Below are 13,735 nucleotides of genomic sequence, written 5' to 3'. Positions count from 1 at the left end.
GGGCTGAACCAGCGATGGGGGCCGAGCTGCGTTTCGCAGCTCGGCCCAGCGGCTCCTCGGCGACTAGGCCGCCGAGGAGGAAGCGCTGCTCGACGCGCCGGTCGACGTCGGCGAGGCGGGGGCGGTGCTCGACGTGCCGGTCGGCGCTGGGGTGCTCGGCACGCTCGGAGTGTTCGGCACGCTGGGCGTACCCGGGGTGGTCGGCGCGCTCGGCGTCGTCGGGCTGCTCGGCGTGCCCGGAGCGCTCGGCGTACCCGGCGTGCTCGGCGTGCTCGGGCTGCTCGGCGCACCAGACGGCCCCGACCCGTCCGAGCTGGCCGGGGCACTCGGCGTCCCGCTCCCGTCCTGCGAAGCCTGCGACGCGGCCTCCTCCTGCTTCATGATCGCGACGAAGTCCGCGCTCTGGCTGTCCGGGATCGGCGTCACCGTCACCTTCGTGCCCCAGTCGCTGTAGTCGATCTCCCCGGTCATCGAGCCGATCGACGTGCTCTCGGTGAACGTCATCGCGACCGGCAGCCCGTCGGCCCGCAGCCACACGTCGTACGCCAGCTTCGTCACCACGCCCTGGCCCAGGGCGTTGCCGACCACGTCGGCCTGGTCCTGGGTGAGGCCGGTGCGGCCGGCGATGTTCGGGTCGGTGGCGTCCGCGCCGCTCACCGCGCCGGAGTAGTGCACCGTCTGCACGCCGCCGCGCTGCTCGGTGCCGACGGCGTGCAGGTCCTGCGCGGCCGCCAGCAGGGTCAGGCCCTTGGTCGGGGAGGTGTTCTCCAGCACGTCGGCGCCGAAGTTGGCGGTGTTCGGGTCGGCCGCCATGGCCTGCAGGTCCATCTTCATCCACTGCTTGCCGTTCATCTGCGCGGCCAGCAGCGGGTCGTTGCCCATCTGCACGTACATCACGTCGTCGGCGAAGCGCATCGGGAGGGCCTGCGGCTGCGCGCTCGGGTCGCCGGAGCTCATCGCCATCGTGCCCTGCAGCGTCGGGTGCTCGTCGAACGTCGCCACCACGTCGTCGGTCTCCGTGGCGGTCGGCGCCACCAGCACCGTGTGCACCTTCGCGCTCGGGTGCGCGGTGACGGCGCGGGTCGCGGCCTGGATCGCGTCCTTGGCGCTGAGCGAGGACAGCTGCGCGAAGGACTGCGGCGTGCCGTCCGACGCCTGCAGGGAGCAACCGGTGAGCGAGGACGCGGCCACGGCCGCCAGCACGGCGCCGGACCATATCTGCTTGCGGGGCATGTGTTTCCCACCCTTGATCGTGAAAGCTGAAGAGCGGGGGAATCTTAGCTTTGCCGCAGATCAGAGCCGTCGCCGGGGGTCGGGGCAAGATCGCTGATCAGGGAAGTCGATCACGCGGAGCGAGCGGACGGGACGAGAAAGCGGCGGCGACGGCCGAAAAGCCGTCGCAGCCGCCACCTCGAACTCATCAGGCCCAGCACTTCGCAGACCCAGCTGTTCGTCAAGCCCAGCTGTTCATCAAGCCCAGAGCTGCCCCTCGATCCGGTCCTCGGCCTCGTCGAGCGTGCCCTCGTAAGCGCCGGTGGACAGGTACTTCCACCCGCCGTCGGCGACGATGAACGCGATCTCCGCGCCCTCCCCCGCCTCGACGGCCTTGCGCGCGATGCCGAGCGCCGCGTGCAGCGCGCAGCCGGTGGAGATGCCCGCGAAGATGCCCTCGGCCGCCAGCAGCTCCCGGGTGCGGCGCAGCGCGTCGTGCGCGCCGACCGAGAAGCGGGTGGTCAGCACCGACTCGTCGTACAGCTCCGGGACGAAGCCCTCGTCGAGGTTGCGCAGGCCGTAGATCAGCTCGTCGTAGCGCGGCTCGGCGGCGACGATCTGCACGTCCGGCTTCTGCTCGCGCAGGTAGCGGCCGACGCCCATCAACGTGCCGGTGGTGCCCAGGCCCGCCACGAAGTGCGTGATCGTGGGCAGGTCGGCCAGCAGCTCCGGGCCGGTGCCGTGGTAGTGCGCCAGGGCGTTGGCCGGGTTGCCGTACTGGTAGGGCATGACCCAGTCGGGGTGCTCGGCGGCCAGTTCCTTGGCCACCCGGACCGCCTCGTTGGAGCCGCCGGCGGCGTTCGAGGAGATGATCTCGGCGCCGTACATGCGCAGGATCTGCCGGCGCTCCTCGGAAGTGTTCTCCGGCATGACGCAGATCAGCTTGTAGCCCTTGAGCTTGGCGACCATCGCCAGGCCGATGCCGGTGTTGCCGGAAGTCGGCTCCAGGATCGTGTCCCCGGGCTTCAGCCGCCCTTCCTTCTCGGCGGACTCGATCAGCCCCAGGGCGACGCGGTCCTTGACCGAGCCGGTCGGGTTGCGGTCCTCCAGCTTGGCCCACAGCCGCACCTCGGGGGACGGCGAGAGGTGCGGCAGCCCGATCAGCGGGGTGTGGCCCACGGAGTCCAGGAGCGAGTCGTAGCGCATCGTCGGCGCCCTCGTGCTTTTCCCGTGTCCCGCGCCTCAGCCGCCGGCGACGGCGGGCAGCACGGTGACGGCGTCGCCGTCGACCAGCGGGGTCTCCAGGCCGCCGAGGAAGCGCACGTCCTCGTCGTTCTTGTACACGTTGACGAACCGGCGCAGCTGCCCGGCGTCCAGCAGCCGGTCGCCGAGTCCGGGGTGCCGGGCGTCCAGGTCGGTGATCAGGGCGGCGAGGGTGCTGCCCTCGGCCTCGACGCGCTTGGCGCCGTCGGTGTAGGTGCGCAGGATGGTCGGGATCGACACGTTGACGGACATGGCCGGTCATCTCCTCGGGGGAACAGGGCGGAACAGGCGAGCGGGGCGTATGGGAGGCTCCGCGGGGAGGTCGCGCGCGACGGAGGCGGCCCGACCTGGCGGAACGGATGCGGTCGCGGGTTCAGGCGCCCCGGCGACACAGCGCGCTGGCCAGCCGGCCGAAGTCGACATGGCGGCGCGCGACGAGCAGCACCGTCGGATCCATGCCGGGAGAACGCATGCCTCCATGATATTCATCCCGGCCGGACAGTGGACCCCTGTTCCCGAGCGGTGAGATACCCCACTACCGGGAGAAACCGACGGGCCCGCCGACGCCCCGGGTAGGGGTCGGCGGGCCCGTCGCCCGGCTTCGGTCACCGCCGCCGAACGGCTCAGGCGCCCGGCACGCGGTCGGCGCGGTAGCGCTCGATCGCGGCGTTGGTCGAGGAGTCGTGCTCCAGCGGCGCGTCCGTGGACAGCTCGGGCACGATCTTCTTCGCCAGCACCTTGCCGAGTTCGACGCCCCACTGGTCGAAGGAGTCGATGTCCCAGACCGCGCCCTGGACGAACACCTTGTGCTCGTACAGCGCGACCAGCTGGCCCAGGATCGCCGGGGTCAGCCGCTGCGCGGTGACCGTGGTGGTCGGGTGGTTGCCGCGGAAGGTGCGGTGCGGGACCTGCGCGGCCGGCACGCCCTCGGCCTCGACCTGCTCGCGGGTCTTGCCGAAGGCCAGGGCCTCGGTCTGGGCGAAGAAGTTCGCCATCAGCGCGTCGTGCTGCCCGAACGGGTCGGTGCCCTCGATCGGCCGGTCGAAGCCGATGAAATCGGCCGGGATCAGCGCGGTGCCCTGGTGGATCAGCTGGTAGTAGGCGTGCTGGCCGTTGGTGCCCGGGGTGCCCCAGACGACCGGGCCGGTCTCCCACTGCACCGGCTCACCGTCGCGCCGCGTCGACTTGCCGTTGGACTCCATGTCCAGCTGCTGCAGGTACGCGGTGAACTTCGACAGGTAGTGCGAGTACGGCAGGACGGCGAGCGTCTGCGCGTCCCAGAAGTTGCGGTACCAGACCCCGATCAGGCCCAGCAGCAGCGGCAGGTTCTGCTCCGGCGGCGCGGTGCGGAAGTGCTCGTCGATGGTGTGGAAGCCCTGGAGCATCTCCTCGAAGCGCTCCGGGCCGATGGCGATCATCAGCGACAGGCCGATGGCCGAGTCGTAGGAGTAGCGGCCGCCGACCCAGTCCCAGAACCCGAACATGTTGTCGGTGTCGATGCCGAAGGCGGCGACACCCTCGGCGTTGGTGGACACCGCGACGAAGTGCTTGGCGACGGCGGACTCGTCGCTGCCGAGGCCGGCCAGGAGCCACTTCTTCGCGGAGGTGGCGTTGGTGACGGTCTCGACCGTGGTGAAGGTCTTGGAGGAGACGATGAACAGCGTCTCGGCCGGGTCCAGGTCGTGCGTGGCCTCGTACAGGTCGGCGCCGTCGACGTTGGAGACGAAGCGGAACTGCATGTCGCGCATGCTGTAGGGCTTCAGCGCCTCGTAGGCCATCGCCGGGCCCAGGTCCGAGCCGCCGATGCCGATGTTGACGACGGTCTTGATGCGCTTGCCGGTGGCGCCGGTCCACTCCCCGCCGCGCACGCGGGCGGAGAAAGCCGCCATCCGGTGCAGCACCTCGTGCACCTCGGGCACCACGTCGGCGCCGTCGACCTCGATGCGCTCGGTTTCCGGGGCGCGCAGCGCGACGTGCAGCACGGCGCGGTCCTCGGTGAGGTTGATCTTCTCGCCGCGGAACATCCGGTCCCGCAGCTCGAACACCCCGCGCTCGCGCGCCAGGTCCAGCAGCAGCCGCAGGGTCTCGTCGGTGACCAGCTGCTTGGAGTAGTCCACCGACAGGTCCCCGGCCTGCGCGAAGTAGCGCTCGGCGCGGCCCGGGTCGGTCTTGAACAGCTCGCGCAGGTTCACCCGGTCGAACTCCGCGTGGTGCGCCTCCAGCGCCTTCCACTGCGGCAGATCGGTGAGTTTCTCGGTCATCGGCGTCCTCCTAGCGACGTGCTGTATCGGCGTGAAAACCCTATCGCCGCGCCGGGCGCGTGGCCTGGCCAGTGCGGTGAACGCCGTGGACCGAGGAGATGATTCCGGTATGACGAGGATCGGAAATCGCGATGCACGCCTGGCCGAGGCGGTGGCCCTGCGCACCGCCGGGGAACCCGAGCAGGCGCGGCAGTTGCTGGTCGCGCTGAGCACCGAGTTCCCTGCCGACGCCGAGGTCGCTTATCAGACCGCGTGGGTCCACGACGTGCTCGGACTGGAGGTCGAGGCGGTGCCGTTCTACGAGCGCGCACTCGCCGGTGCGGGGCTGTCGAGCGACGACCGGCGCGGGGCACTGCTTGGGTACGGCAGCACCCTGCGAGGACTCGGCCGGTATCCGGAGGCCGTCGAGGCGTTCCGGCGCGGGCTCGCGGAGTTCCCCGAAGACAACGCCCTGCGGACGTTCTGCGCGATGGCGCTCTACAACGTCGGCGAACACCACGAGGCGACACGGAACCTGCTTTTGCTGCTGGCGATGACCACCAGCGACCCCGACATCCAGCGCTACCGCCGCGCCATCGAGCACTACGCGAAGGACCTGGACGCCGTCGAGTAGCAAGATCGCGCAGGTCGCGGCACACCCTGTGCCGAAACTGTGCACGGCCTGTAACAACGCCGACCCCCGGCGTCCTGGTGCCTATGCTGAAGCCGTGACCAGCATTCTCGTCGTCGAGGACGAACCGACCCTCGCCGAGGCGATCGCGGCCCGCCTGCGCGCCGAAGGCTTCGCCACCCACCTGGCCGGCGACGGCCCGGCCGCGGTGCGCACGGCCCAGGAGCACCTGCCGGACCTGATCGTGCTGGACGTCATGCTCCCGGGCTTCGACGGCCTGGAGGTGTGCCGCCGGATCCAGGCCGAGCGGGCCGTCCCGGTGCTCATGGTCACCGCCCGCGACGACGAGAGCGACCTGATCGAGGGCCTGCGCACCGGCGCCGACGACTATCTGACCAAGCCGTTCTCTATGCGCGAGCTGATCGCGCGGGTGCACGCGCTGCTGCGGCGGGTGGAGCGCGCCGCGGAGATCGGGGCCGGCGGCGGCGCCGAGAGCACCGGTACCAGCAACGTCATCCCCATCGGGACCGGCTTCGGACCGGGCACGGCCGCCGCCGCCCGCACCCCGCGGCCGCTGCGCTTCATGGCCATCGGCACCAGCGCCGGCGCGCGGATGCTGGAGATCGACCCGGCGCAGCGCCGGGTGCGGATCGGGGCCGGGCGCTCGCAGGACGAGGCGCACCTGACCCCCACCGAGTTCGACCTGCTCGCCTGTCTGGCGGGGCAGCCGCGCACCGTGCTCACCCGGGAGAAGCTGCTGGCCGAGGTGTGGGACTGGCTGGACGCCTCCGGCACCCGCACCGTCGACAGCCACGTGAAGGCCGTGCGCCGCAAGATCGGCGCGGACTGGATCCGCACCGTGCACGGCGTCGGCTACGCGCTGGAGGCCGAGCCGGTCCTCGGCGACACCAGCCTGGAGGCGGCCGGACGATGAACTCCCGCGTCTCGCTGCGCTTCGGCACCCGCGTCACCACGCTGAACGCCGCCTCGCGCAAGGTCGGCGGCACGGTCGTGGACCGCGCCCGCGAAGTGCGCCCGCTGGACCGCTTCCACAGCATCAAGGTCAAGCTCGGCGTGCTGGTCGTGGCCTCGGTGTCGGTGGTCGGCGTGTTCACCGCGATCGGGGTCTCGGCCGGCATCCAGGCCCGGTACGTGGTCAGCGTCGCGGTGATCCTGTCGCTGGGCGTCACGCAGATCCTGGCGCACGGCATGACCAGCCCGCTGCGCTCGATGGCCGACGCCGTCTCGCGCATCGCCCGCGGCGACTACAGCCGCCGCGTCACCACCTCCAACTCCCGGGACGAGGTCGGGCAGCTGGCGACCGCGTTCAACCTGATGGCGGCCGACCTGGAGGCCGTGGACCGGCAGCGCAAGGAGCTGATCGCGAACGTCTCGCACGAGCTGCGCACGCCGATCTCGGCGCTGCGCGCGGTGCTGGAGAACGTCGTCGACGGCGTCACCGAGCCGGATCCGCCGACCATGCGGCTCGCGCTGGAGCAGGCCGAGCGGCTGGGCCGGCTGGTCAGCACCCTGCTGGACCTGTCCCGGATCGACGCCGGGGCGGTCGAGCTGGACCGCGAGGACGTGGCGCTGGAGGAGTTCCTGGCCACCGTGGCCCGCGAGGCCACGGTCTCGATGCTGACCCGGGATTCGTCGCCCGGCGCCGACCGGCGCCCCTACACGGTCGTGGACGTGGTCCCGGCCGAGCTCACCGTGCGCGCCGACCGCGAGCGCCTGCACCAGGTCGCGGCCAACCTGCTGGACAACGCGGTCCGGCACTCGCCGCCCGGCGGCCGGGTGACGCTGCGGGCCCGGCGGCTGGAGGAGGGCGGGGTCCGCGTCGAGGTCTGCGACCAGGGCCCCGGCATCCCGCAGGGCGAGCGGGTCCGGGTCTTCGACCGGTTCGACCGCGGCTCGCGGCAGGCCGCGGACGGCGGCACCGGGCTGGGGCTGGCGATCGCGCGCTGGGTGGTGGATCTGCACGGCGGACGGATCTCGGTGGCCGAGCCGGTCGTGCCGGTCGTGCCGGCGGCCGCCGGCGATTCCAGTGCCGCCGCCCCGTCCGGCCATCCGGTGGCCGTCGGCGCGCAACCCGGATGTGTCATCCGCGTCGATCTGCCGTAACCGGACCGGTGAGCACAACGCACTAATGTGCGGCCCGCGTGTGAATCTGGTCACTCCTGACCACCGCGTTGCCACCTGTCCCTAGTCACATGGAGGGATTTTCCCCGCACGGCGGTGTGATCAGTGCCTCGAACCCGGGGCGCGACTGCAATAAAGCCCCACATCGGCGTAGCCTGGATGACCGCTATACGTCTACGGCCGGAGCCGGTCGTAGCCGCTGTGCACTCCTATACGCACCCACGCGGAAGAGGGCGGAAACCGCCGTGTCGCCACAGCCGTCGCAGCAGGCAACCACCGATCAGACTGCCGGTACTCCGGGCTCCACGCCGGGGCACACCCTGGCCGAGTTCGGCCCGAACGAGTGGCTGGTGGACGAGATCTACCAGCAGTTCCTGCGCGACCCCGAAAGCGTGGACCGCGCGTGGTGGGACTTCTTCAACGACTACCAGCCCACGGACAGCTCTGCCGCCGCGCAGGCTCTTGCCCCCGTTGCGAAGGTTGATAACCCCGAAGTGACTGTGACCTCCGACACATCGGCCCCTGCCCAAGCCGCTGCTCCCGCCGCGCCGACCGCTCCGGCGGCGGTGCCGGCCCCGGCGCAGGCCCCCGCCCAGGCGGCGGCCGCCGCCCCGGCGGCCCCGGCCGCCCCGGCTCCGACCGCCCCGGTCCAGGTCCCGCGGGACGCGGCGACCACCGCCGCCCCGGCCCCGGCCGGCGGCAGCGCGGGCACCACCACGGCGGTCCTGAAGGGCCCGGCGGCCCGCGTGGTCACCAACATGGAGGCCTCGCTGGAGGTCCCCACCGCGACCAGCGTGCGCGCCGTCCCGGCCAAGCTGCTGATCGACAACCGCATCGTGATCAACAACCACCTGAAGCGGGCCCGCGGCGGCAAGGTCTCCTTCACCCACATCATCGGCTACGCCCTGGCGCAGGCGCTCAAGGCGATGCCGGAGATGAACCGCTCCTACACCACGGAGAACGGCAAGCCCGCGGTCGTCACCCCGGCGCACGTCAACGTGGGCCTGGCCATCGACCAGGTGAAGCCGGACGGCACCCGGCAGCTGCTGGTGCCCTCCATCAAGGGCGCCGAGCTCATGGACTTCCGCGAGTTCTGGCAGGCGTACGAGGACGTGGTCCGCCGCGCCCGGAACAACAAGCTCACCCCGGACGACTTCGCCGGCACCACGATCTCGCTGACCAACCCGGGCACCATCGGCACCGTGCACTCCGTGCCGCGCCTGATGAAGGGCCAGGGCGCGATCCTGGGCGTCGGGGCCATGGAGTACCCGGCCGAGTACCAGGGCACCAGCGAGGAGACGCTGTCCCGGCTGGCGGTCAGCAAGGTCATGACCCTGACCTCGACCTACGACCACCGGATCATCCAGGGCGCGCAGTCCGGCGACTTCCTGCGGATCATCCACCAGCTGCTGCTGGGCGAGGACGGCTTCTACGACAAGCTCTTCGAGTCGCTGCGCATCCCCTACGAGCCGGTCCGCTGGATCCAGGACATCTCGGCCTCGCACGAGGACGACATCAACAAGACCGCGCGCGTGCAGGAGCTCATCGAGTCCTACCGCACCCGCGGCCACCTGATGGCCGACACCGACCCGCTGGAGTACAAGCAGCGCCGGCACCCGGACCTGGACGTGGTCAGCCACGGCCTGACCCTGTGGGACCTGGAGCGCGAGTTCGCCACCGGCGGCTTCGGCGGCAAGAAGATCATGAAGCTGCGCGACGTGCTCGGCGTGCTGCGCGACTCCTACTGCCGCACCATCGGCATCGAGTACATGCACATCCAGTCCCCGGACGAGCGCAAGTGGATCCAGAACCGGGTGGAGCACGGCTACGCCAAGCCGGACCGCACCGAGCAGCTGCGGATCCTGGAGCGCCTGAACGCCGCCGAGGCCTTCGAGACCTTCCTGCAGGTCAAGTTCATGGGCCAGAAGCGGTTCTCGCTGGAGGGCGGCGAGTCGGCGATCCCGCTGCTCGGCGAGATCCTGGCCGACGCCGCGCGCTCGGGCCTGGACGAGGTCGCGATCGGCATGGCCCACCGCGGCCGGCTCAACGTGCTGACGAACATCGTCGGCAAGGAGTACGCCGAGGTCTTCCGCGAGTTCGAGGGCAACCTGGACCCCAAGAGCATGCACGGCTCCGGCGACGTGAAGTACCACCTGGGCGCCTCGGGCTCGTTCACCGCGCTGGACGGCTCGGAGATCGCGGTGACCCTGGCCGCGAACCCCTCGCACCTGGAGACCGTGGACCCGGTCCTGGAGGGCATCGTCCGCGCCAAGCAGGACATCATCGACAAGGCCTCGGCCGGCTTCACCGTGCTGCCGCTGCTGATCCACGGCGACGCCGCGTTCGCCGGGCAGGGCGTGGTGGCCGAGACGCTGAACCTGTCGCAGCTGCGCGGCTACCGCACCGGCGGCACCGTGCACCTGGTGATCAACAACCAGGTCGGCTTCACCACCTCGCCGGCCGCCTCGCGCTCCTCGATCTACGCCACCGACGTGGCCCGGATGATCGAGGCGCCGATCTTCCACGTGAACGGCGACGACCCCGAGGCCTGCGTGCGGGTCGCGCAGCTGGCCTTCGACTACCGCCAGGCGTTCAACAAGGACGTCGTCATCGACATGATCTGCTACCGCCGCCGCGGCCACAACGAGGGCGACGACCCGTCGATGACGCAGCCGCTGATGTACAACCTCATCGAGGCCAAGCGCAGCGTCCGCAAGCTCTACACCGAGGGCCTGATCGGCCGCGGCGACATCACCCTGGAAGAGGCCGAGGAGGCCCTGCGCAACTACCAGGGCCAGCTGGAGCGGGTGTTCGCGGAGACCAAGGAGGTCTCCAAGGCCCCGGTCTCGGCGACCTTCGCCGTGGACGTGCAGCCCTACCCGGCGCAGGTGGACACCGCGATCAGCGAGCAGACCGTCAAGGTCATCGCCGACTCGCAGGTCTCGCTGCCCGACGGCTTCACCCCGCACCCGAAGGTGCTGCAGCCGCTGCAGAAGCGCGCGCAGATGATCACCGACGACCGGATCGACTGGGGCATGGGCGAGACCCTGGCCTTCGGCTCGCTGCTGATGGAGGGCGTCCCGGTCCGGCTGGCCGGCCAGGACTCCCGGCGCGGCACCTTCGTGCAGCGCCAGCACGTGCTGGTGGACCGGGAGAACGCCACCGAGTACACCCCGCTGTCGAACCTGACCCCGGACCAGGCCAAGTACACGGTCTACGACTCGCTGCTGAGCGAGTACGCGGCCCTGGGCTTCGAGTACGGCTACTCGGTGGCCCGCACGAACGCCCTGGTGCTGTGGGAGGCGCAGTTCGGCGACTTCGTCAACGGCGCGCAGTCGGTCATCGACGAGTACATCTCCAGCGGCGAGCAGAAGTGGGGCCAGCGCTCCGGCGTGGTGCTGCTGCTGCCGCACGGCTACGAGGGCCAGGGCCCGGACCACTCCTCGGCCCGCCCCGAGCGCTTCCTGCAGATGTGCGCGCAGAACAACATGACCGTGGCGATGCCCTCGAACCCGGCGTCCTACTTCCACCTGCTGCGCTGGCAGGCGCACAACCCGGCGCACAAGCCGCTGGTGGTGTTCACGCCGAAGTCGATGCTGCGCCTGAAGGACGCGGTCTCGCCGGTGGCGGACTTCACCTCCGGCCGCTTCGAGCCGGTGCTGCCGGACGTCACGGTCGACCCGGCCGGCGTGCGCCGCGTGCTGCTGGTCTCCGGCAAGCTCTACTGGGAGCTGGCGGCCAAGCGGGCCAAGGCGGGCATCACCGACACCGCGGTCATCCGGGTGGAGCGGCTGCACCCGCTGCCGGCCGCCGAGATCGCCGCGGCGCTGGCGAGTTACAGCCCGGACGTGGACGTGCGCTGGGTCCAGGAGGAGCCGGCCAACCAGGGCGTGTGGCCGTTCGTGGCGATGAACCTGCCGGCCGCCCTGGGCCGCGGCCTGACGGTGGTCTCGCGGGCCGCCGCCTCGTCCCCGGCGGTGGGGTCGGGCAAGCGCCACGCGGTGGAGCAGGCCCAGCTGGTCGAGGACGCCTTCACCGGCTGACCTGGCCGATCTCTGGCACGACATACGGGGTGGGATCCGCGCTTCGGCGTGGGTCCCACCCTTTTGCATAGCAACTCAGAGCTCTTTCATAGTGAACGGGTAAAGCATGTACTTCACGGACCGCGGTATCGAGGAACTGGAGAAGCGCCGGGGGGACGAGGAGGTGTCGCTGGCGTGGCTCGCCGAGCAGCTGCGCACCTTCACCGACCTGAACCCGGAGTTCGAGGCGGCGGTGGACCGGCTGGCCACCTGGCTGGCGCGGCTGGACGACGACGAGGACTGAGCAGCCTTCAGATGCCGTGTTCGTCCTGGTCAGGCCGGGGTACTTGCCCTCGGGGGCAACGCGATATATCGTCTCCTACAGAGACGCGATACATCGTGAAAGGGCCCTGGTGATGACGAGACACGAGCTGAGCGGGCCGGACCGGCTCGCCTTCGAGGGGATCCACCGGCTGAAAGTCGTCACCACCTCGGGCAAGGTCGACGTGGTGGGGGCCGGCGAGGACGGCGCGGCGGTGGTGGACGTGACCCGGGTCAAGGGCGAGGAGCCCCTGGTGGTCGCGGACGAGGACGGCGAGCTGACGGTCCGGCACGGCGAGTTCCGGCCGAACGTGCTCGGCTGGCTGATGCACGGCCGCAGGATCGAGGCCGACATCTCGATCCAGGTGCCGCCGGACTGCCTGGTGGACGTCACGGTGGTCTCCGGGCCGCTGGTGGTGTCGAACCTGCACGAGCGGACCCGGGTCCAGGGCGTGTCCGGCGAGATCACGCTGGCGCAGCTGCACGGGCCCACCGACGTCAAGACGGTCTCCGGGGCGATCACCGCGGAGAGCGTCACCGACGACCTGAGCGCGCACACCGTCTCCGGGCCGATCACCGTTATCGCCCTGGGCTCGCAGAACACGATCAAGGCCGGCACCACGTCGGGCGCGATCACCGTGGACCTGGAGGACGGCACCGACGCCCCGCGCCTGGAGCTGAACGTGGTCTCCGGCCAGGTGATAGTCCGCGCGCCGGCGGACGCCAACCTGGAGGTGGACATGTCCACCATGAGCGGCCGGACCGTCACCACCTTCGACGGGCTGGACTCCGCGGCGCTGTTCGGCAACAAGCAGATCCCCTTCACCAAGCCGCGACAGCTGTCCGGACGCCTGGGGACCGGGCAGGGACGTCTGAAGGCCAGAGCGGTGTCCGGTGACATGACGCTGCTGAGAAGGGCAGTCGACCCCGAGACGAAGTTCTCGGTGGACGGCGAAGATGGAGAGGATCGTTAGATGGCACCCGTCTTCGGACACGGACGGCTGCGGCTGTACCTGTTGAAGCTGCTCGCCGAGAGCCCCAAGCACGGGTACGAGATCATCCAGCAGCTCAAGGAGCGGTTCCAGGGCCTGTACGCGCCCAGCGCCGGCACGGTGTACCCGCGCCTGTCGCGGCTGGAGAGCGAAGGCCTGATCCGGCACGAGACCGACGAGCGCGGCCGCAAGGTGTACCACATCACCGACGCCGGCCGCACCGAGCTCGCCGCGCGCGCCGACGACATGGACGCGCTGGAGACCGAGATCCGCGAGTCGGTCAGCAGCCTGGCCGAGGAGATCCGCGACGAGGTCAAGGAGTCGGCGCGGCACATCCAGGAGGAGCTGCGCGCCGAGGCGGCCGAGGCTCGTACCGAGGCCCGCACGGACTCCGCGAAGGGCCGCGGCGGCGCCGCGCACGCCCCGGCGCATCCTCCGGCGGACCGCTCGCAGTGGGGCAAGGACGAGTGGCGCGACTGGAAGCGTGCGCAGAACGACTGGAAGGAACAGTGGAAGGACCAGTGGGCCGCGCAGTGGCGCGAGCACTGGCAGGACGAGGCCTCGCGCTGGCAGCGCTTCGCGCAGGACAGCGTGGACGACTGGACCGGGCGGCGCTCGCGCGACCGGGCGGACCGGGAGCAGCTGGACGAGCTGCGGGCCACGTTCATGCGGTTCCGGGACGAGGTGCGGACGATGGCCCGGGAGCACCGGGACGACATCCCGGTGTCGCAGGACCAGCTGAACGCCGCGCGCGAGGTGCTGGAGCGCGCGGCACGGGAGCTGCGGGACATCTTCCGGGGCTGATACAGGACGAGCCGGGACCGGTCTGGGCTCCATGAGCTGACCGGTTCGGTTTGAGGGGGATGACGGCGCGTGCCGTGGGCTTGGGTCCACGGCACGCGCCGTCAGCGT

12 protein-coding genes are annotated in these 13,735 nt (G+C 70.8%); 7 read left to right on the top strand and 5 right to left on the bottom strand.

The features are described 5' to 3' along the window. Nucleotides 1–63: 63 nt before the first annotated feature. The 5 genes from ABH920_RS36745 to pgi form a co-directional block, all read right to left on the bottom strand. Entirely contained in the window at nucleotides 64–1,233 is a 1,170-nt protein-coding gene (locus ABH920_RS36745) for a hypothetical protein (RefSeq protein ID WP_370353886.1), read from the bottom strand. Nucleotides 1,234–1,470: 237 nt separating this feature from the next. Beyond that, nucleotides 1,471–2,418 carry a PLP-dependent cysteine synthase family protein gene (locus tag ABH920_RS36740; protein ID WP_370353885.1) on the bottom strand — a complete coding sequence of 316 codons (948 nt, stop codon included), beginning with the start codon at nucleotides 2,416–2,418 and terminating at the stop codon, nucleotides 1,471–1,473. A 36-nt stretch (nucleotides 2,419–2,454) separates the two neighbouring features. Beyond that, nucleotides 2,455–2,727, bottom strand: a complete 273-nt coding sequence (locus tag ABH920_RS36735) for a MoaD/ThiS family protein (protein WP_370353884.1) — start codon at nucleotides 2,725–2,727, stop codon at nucleotides 2,455–2,457. Nucleotides 2,728–2,848: 121 nt separating this feature from the next. Next, a complete protein-coding gene (locus ABH920_RS36730) occupies nucleotides 2,849–2,947 on the bottom strand; it encodes a putative leader peptide (RefSeq protein ID WP_317623733.1) in 99 nt (32 codons plus the stop codon). A gap of 151 nt (nucleotides 2,948–3,098) precedes the next feature. After that, the gene (gene pgi / locus ABH920_RS36725) at nucleotides 3,099–4,736 is read right to left on the bottom strand and encodes a glucose-6-phosphate isomerase (RefSeq protein WP_370353883.1); all 1,638 of its coding nucleotides are present in this window, start codon (nucleotides 4,734–4,736) and stop codon (nucleotides 3,099–3,101) included. A gap of 109 nt (nucleotides 4,737–4,845) precedes the next feature. On the opposite strand from pgi, the gene ABH920_RS36720 reads away from it, so the two are divergent. The 7 genes from ABH920_RS36720 (at nucleotide 4,846) to ABH920_RS36690 (ending at nucleotide 13,627) form a co-directional block, all read left to right on the top strand. Next, complete coding sequence (locus tag ABH920_RS36720; RefSeq protein ID WP_370353882.1) at nucleotides 4,846–5,349, top strand: tetratricopeptide repeat protein; 504 nt, start codon at nucleotides 4,846–4,848, stop codon at nucleotides 5,347–5,349. 94 nt (nucleotides 5,350–5,443) lie between these two features. After that, nucleotides 5,444–6,280 (top strand): response regulator transcription factor, encoded by an 837-nt coding sequence (locus tag ABH920_RS36715; protein WP_370353881.1) that lies wholly within the window; start codon nucleotides 5,444–5,446, stop codon nucleotides 6,278–6,280. Next, nucleotides 6,277–7,470, top strand: coding sequence for an ATP-binding protein (locus tag ABH920_RS36710; protein WP_370353879.1), 1,194 nt, complete (start codon nucleotides 6,277–6,279; stop codon nucleotides 7,468–7,470). Before ABH920_RS36715 ends, ABH920_RS36710 begins: the two co-directional genes overlap by 4 nt. A gap of 263 nt (nucleotides 7,471–7,733) precedes the next feature. Then, complete coding sequence (locus ABH920_RS36705) at nucleotides 7,734–11,531, top strand: multifunctional oxoglutarate decarboxylase/oxoglutarate dehydrogenase thiamine pyrophosphate-binding subunit/dihydrolipoyllysine-residue succinyltransferase subunit (RefSeq protein ID WP_370353878.1); 3,798 nt, start codon at nucleotides 7,734–7,736, stop codon at nucleotides 11,529–11,531. 106 nt (nucleotides 11,532–11,637) lie between these two features. Continuing rightward, on the top strand, nucleotides 11,638–11,814 hold the full coding sequence (locus ABH920_RS36700) for a DUF6104 family protein (protein WP_370353877.1): 177 nt from the start codon (nucleotides 11,638–11,640) through the stop codon (nucleotides 11,812–11,814). Nucleotides 11,815–11,926: 112 nt separating this feature from the next. Further along, nucleotides 11,927–12,805, top strand: a complete 879-nt coding sequence (locus tag ABH920_RS36695; protein ID WP_370353876.1) for a DUF4097 domain-containing protein — start codon at nucleotides 11,927–11,929, stop codon at nucleotides 12,803–12,805. Next, nucleotides 12,806–13,627 (top strand): PadR family transcriptional regulator, encoded by an 822-nt coding sequence (locus ABH920_RS36690; protein WP_370353875.1) that lies wholly within the window; start codon nucleotides 12,806–12,808, stop codon nucleotides 13,625–13,627. It abuts the gene before it with no gap. The last annotated feature ends 108 nt before the right edge of the window (nucleotides 13,628–13,735 follow it).

The sequence above is a fragment of the Catenulispora sp. EB89 genome (assembly GCF_041261445.1).
GTDB lineage: Bacteria > Actinomycetota > Actinomycetes > Streptomycetales > Catenulisporaceae > Catenulispora.
Note: the sequence above shows the minus strand (reverse complement) of the source record. Positions and strands in the feature narration are given on the sequence as shown.

Bases quoted from the DNA above. Each gene is read 5' to 3' on its own strand.
- ABH920_RS36700 (WP_370353877.1), top strand. From the start codon at position 11,638: ATGTACTTCACGGACCGCGGTATCGAGGAACTGGAGAAGCGCCGGGGG.
- ABH920_RS36740 (WP_370353885.1), bottom strand. From the start codon at position 2,418: ATGCGCTACGACTCGCTCCTGGACTCCGTGGGCCACACCCCGCTGATC.
- ABH920_RS36690 (WP_370353875.1), top strand. From the start codon at position 12,806: ATGGCACCCGTCTTCGGACACGGACGGCTGCGGCTGTACCTGTTGAAG.
- ABH920_RS36720 (WP_370353882.1), top strand. From the start codon at position 4,846: ATGACGAGGATCGGAAATCGCGATGCACGCCTGGCCGAGGCGGTGGCC.
- ABH920_RS36710 (WP_370353879.1), top strand. From the start codon at position 6,277: ATGAACTCCCGCGTCTCGCTGCGCTTCGGCACCCGCGTCACCACGCTG.
- pgi (WP_370353883.1), bottom strand. From the start codon at position 4,736: ATGACCGAGAAACTCACCGATCTGCCGCAGTGGAAGGCGCTGGAGGCG.
- ABH920_RS36735 (WP_370353884.1), bottom strand. From the start codon at position 2,727: ATGTCCGTCAACGTGTCGATCCCGACCATCCTGCGCACCTACACCGAC.
- ABH920_RS36745 (WP_370353886.1), bottom strand. From the start codon at position 1,233: ATGCCCCGCAAGCAGATATGGTCCGGCGCCGTGCTGGCGGCCGTGGCC.
- ABH920_RS36695 (WP_370353876.1), top strand. From the start codon at position 11,927: ATGACGAGACACGAGCTGAGCGGGCCGGACCGGCTCGCCTTCGAGGGG.
- ABH920_RS36730 (WP_317623733.1), bottom strand. From the start codon at position 2,947: ATGCGTTCTCCCGGCATGGATCCGACGGTGCTGCTCGTCGCGCGCCGC.